This window comes from Candidatus Borrarchaeum sp., from assembly GCF_019058535.1.
Taxonomy (GTDB): Archaea; Asgardarchaeota; Sifarchaeia; order Borrarchaeales; family Borrarchaeaceae; genus Borrarchaeum; species Borrarchaeum weybense.
On the sequence record NZ_JAHPYX010000205.1, the window covers coordinates 1 to 3,335 of the forward strand.

Here is a 3,335-nt window from a genome sequence, read left to right on the forward strand (position 1 = left end):
AACGATATGGAGAATCACCATCGGTGATTAAGGAATTGATAAGGGATTATGAAGTGCTTATTGTTAGAAGTGCTACAAAAGTAACACGAGAAATGTTGGCAGAATCTTCACTTCAAGTAATTGGCCGTGCTGGTGTCGGTTTAGATAATATCGACTTGGAAGCTGCAAAGGAATACAACATAACTGTATTTAATACTCCTAATGCTCCAGGTGTCTCAGTTGCAGAATTAGTCATTGGGCTAATTATTGCTCTATTTCGCCATATTTCGATTGGAGATAAAGGTTTAAAAGAAGGAAAATGGCTTAAGAAGGAATTGAAGGGATTAGAATTAAAGGGAAAAACACTTGGTATTGTGGGGTTTGGAAATATAGGAGTGGAAGTTGCAAAACGAGCGAAATCATTTGAAATGACTGTTATAGCTTATGATGTTCTTGATAGTGCGTTAGAAAATGCCAAACAAATGAATGTTGAACCATTCGGTCCTTCTAAAGATGCGCTTGAGGCGATATTAAAGAATGCTGATGTAATAACGCTTCATGTTCCTCTCTTGCCCTCTACATATCATATAATTGGTGAACGAGAGTTTTCACTAATGAAGAACGGCGTCTATCTAATCAATGCTTCCCGTGGAGGAGTTGTCGATGAAAAGGCACTCCTAAAGGCAATTAGATCAGAAAAAGTTGCAGGTGCTGCTTTAGATGTATTTGAGAAAGAACCTCCAGGCAAATCAGAACTAATAAACGCACCAAATGTAATAGCCACGCCCCACATCGGTTCAACTACTAAAGAGACACAAAAAAATGCATCTGTTATCCTAGCAAAAAAAATTATTGATTTTTTTAACTAATCGGTGCGATTGCAGTTAATCTGCGGAGGAGTTCACTAGAAAAAATTTAATAGATTGATAGCGGGTTTTTCGTAGTAAGGTGATCGTCATAAGAAGTGTGTTTTAAACTTCTTTGAATGCGATATGACAAAGAATGATTTAGACCGCTGAGGAGTCATTTTGAGCCATACTAGTAAACGACGTGCATATGATTTTATTTTTAAAATAGCAGTCGTTGGTCCTAATGACTTTCTGAAAGATCAAGTACTACACCTAGTCTCAGGGGGCAACGTAGGAATCGACGGTCTACGAATACATGTAGGTGACGCTGATCACACGGACCGAATTAAACTGAGTTATTGGTTGCCGCATCAAGATGCCTACAAAGTATTGGTGTCTCTGGCGCTTAAGGGTGCTCACGGCGCTCTAATTGTCTTAGGTGAAGACGATATTGAAACCTTGGCTAAATATCGTGCTGAAGTGAATAAGAAATGCGGTGAAATACCAACCACACATCTTCTCATTGGAAAAAGTATGAAACCCGAAGAGATAAATAAGATGGCCGATATTAAAATGAATGAACTAGCCGTTAAAATAAGAGAAAGAATCCCAAAAGAAGTTTAAGTCTATTACGCTTTTCAATTTATTTATATCGAATGAACTGAAATATTTTTAGTCGATAAAAGGTTTTCTTTTGATTCAATATCGGATATGGTCTGATTTTTCTCTATTTTGAATCAGTTACAGAGAAATAACATATTATGTGGACGAAATCCGCTCGATTTTTCTCAAATACAATGTTTATTAATATTAACTACCAATATATAGGTACACAAATCATCTTTCAGTAAGACTTTTCTTATTGATAAAGAATGGCGAACTATCTTGAGCGTGCAACAAAAACAGCGTGATTATAGGTTTCTCTATAAGATAGCAGTTACAGGACCCAATGATTACCTAAACGACAAAATTTTGCGTCTAATATCCTATGACAACATTATGGTCGACGGAATAGGCGTACATGTTGGGCGTGTTGCTTCTGAACAAGTTAAGGTCTCTTATTGGCATCCTCACAAGAGTGCCTTTCAGATACTAGTTCAAAAAAGTTATCAAGGAGCGAAAGGGGCTCTGATCGTTGCGTCAAAGTCTAAAGAAGATAAAGAAGCAGCGATGCGGTATCGCACGGAGATAAAGAAAAAATGCGGTAATATACCCACATCACTTCTTATTATTGACAGGAATAAGGCGTCAACAGCAATAAGTAATATGGCCCACCTTATGGTGCGTGAACTAGTCGCTAGGATCAGAAAGAGAACTTTATACAAAGTGTAAGATTGACACGCTATTTACTTTAACTTTTTTAGAATGAAAAAAGTTAAAAACAATCCTTCTTTTCCACTATTTGTTTTCTCTCCCTGGATGTAGCGTTATAAACGCTGAACGTAAAATATTTGGGAGGTAGTTTAATGGGTTTATATTCTTATGTTGAAAAAATGTGGAAAGACAAAGACTCGAAAGTTATGAAAAGACTTTCACGGCAAAGGCGCATAAAATGGAGGCGTCAACCCGCAACAGTTCGCATAGACCGACCAACACGTATTGATCGTGCGAGGAAATTAGGATATAAAGCAAAACAAGGTTTTGTTTTAACTAGAGTTCGAGTTCGACGTGGGTCACGACAAAAACCTCGCCCAACACGTGGCAGGCGATCAAAGCGCATGGGTGTTACAAAAATTACATTAGGGAAGTCTAGACAGGTCATGGCCGAAGAAAACGCTGAAAGAAGATTTCCCAATTTACGTGTGCTTAATAGTTATTGGGTGGAAGCAGATGGTATGTATAAGTGGTTTGAAATAATTCTAGTTGATCCAAACCATCCAGTGATTCAGTCTGATCCTAGAATAAATTGGATTTGTGATCCAACTCATAAAGGTAGGGCTGCACGAGGACTAACAAGTGCTGGGAAAAAGTCAAGAGGTCTACGTAAGAAAGGATTAGGCACAGAGAAAATACGTCCTAGTTTGGCAAGCCACAGGCATCGAGGAAAATAATCTTTTTTCTTTCTATACTATAAGTCCTTTCCTTCTATTTTTCTTAGAAGGCTGTAATAGATGATCTCCACAATGTAATCTGATTACATCTATTTAGTACTTCATTAGTTTCCTCAATATCCACTAAGCCGATAATAACTTGAGATTTCTAACCTTTGTGATGCCAATGAGTAAGAAAAATGATTTTACCTTCCAGATTTCTTCTGTTGAGTTTACAACGCACGTTCATGCAACAGAAGATTTAGATAAAGTTACGCAAGCACTCCTCTTTTTAATACCTGATAATATTCACGATAAACTCAAATTAAAAGTAGATAAAGTTAGAGGACATTGGAAAAACCCAATATCCCTTTTAAAGACAAAATTTACCGATACCGATGATGTCATGCAAATAATCAAGCATATAACAACTGGTTTAGATGATCAAGATAAATCTGTAGTTAGGGAAGGGCTGGAA

The 3,335-nt window shown here is 37.2% G+C and carries 5 protein-coding genes; all 5 read left to right on the plus strand.

Annotated features, from left to right (window positions below; all coding sequences use genetic code 11):
- Positions 1–848 (plus strand): hydroxyacid dehydrogenase (locus tag QVB70_RS12485; RefSeq protein WP_287586745.1); only part of this gene is annotated, 848 nt, incomplete at its 5' end.
- Positions 849–1,007: 159 nt separating this feature from the next.
- Positions 1,008–1,451, plus strand: coding sequence for a hypothetical protein (locus QVB70_RS12490; protein WP_287586746.1), 444 nt, complete (start codon positions 1,008–1,010; stop codon positions 1,449–1,451).
- A gap of 261 nt (positions 1,452–1,712) precedes the next feature.
- On the plus strand, positions 1,713–2,159 hold the full coding sequence (locus QVB70_RS12495) for a hypothetical protein (RefSeq protein ID WP_287586748.1): 447 nt from the start codon (positions 1,713–1,715) through the stop codon (positions 2,157–2,159).
- A 134-nt stretch (positions 2,160–2,293) separates the two neighbouring features.
- Positions 2,294–2,878, plus strand: a complete 585-nt coding sequence (locus QVB70_RS12500; protein WP_287586750.1) for a 50S ribosomal protein L15e — start codon at positions 2,294–2,296, stop codon at positions 2,876–2,878.
- 166 nt (positions 2,879–3,044) lie between these two features.
- On the plus strand, positions 3,045–3,335 hold a 291-nt coding region (locus QVB70_RS12505), incomplete at its 3' end, for an RNA-binding domain-containing protein (protein WP_287586753.1).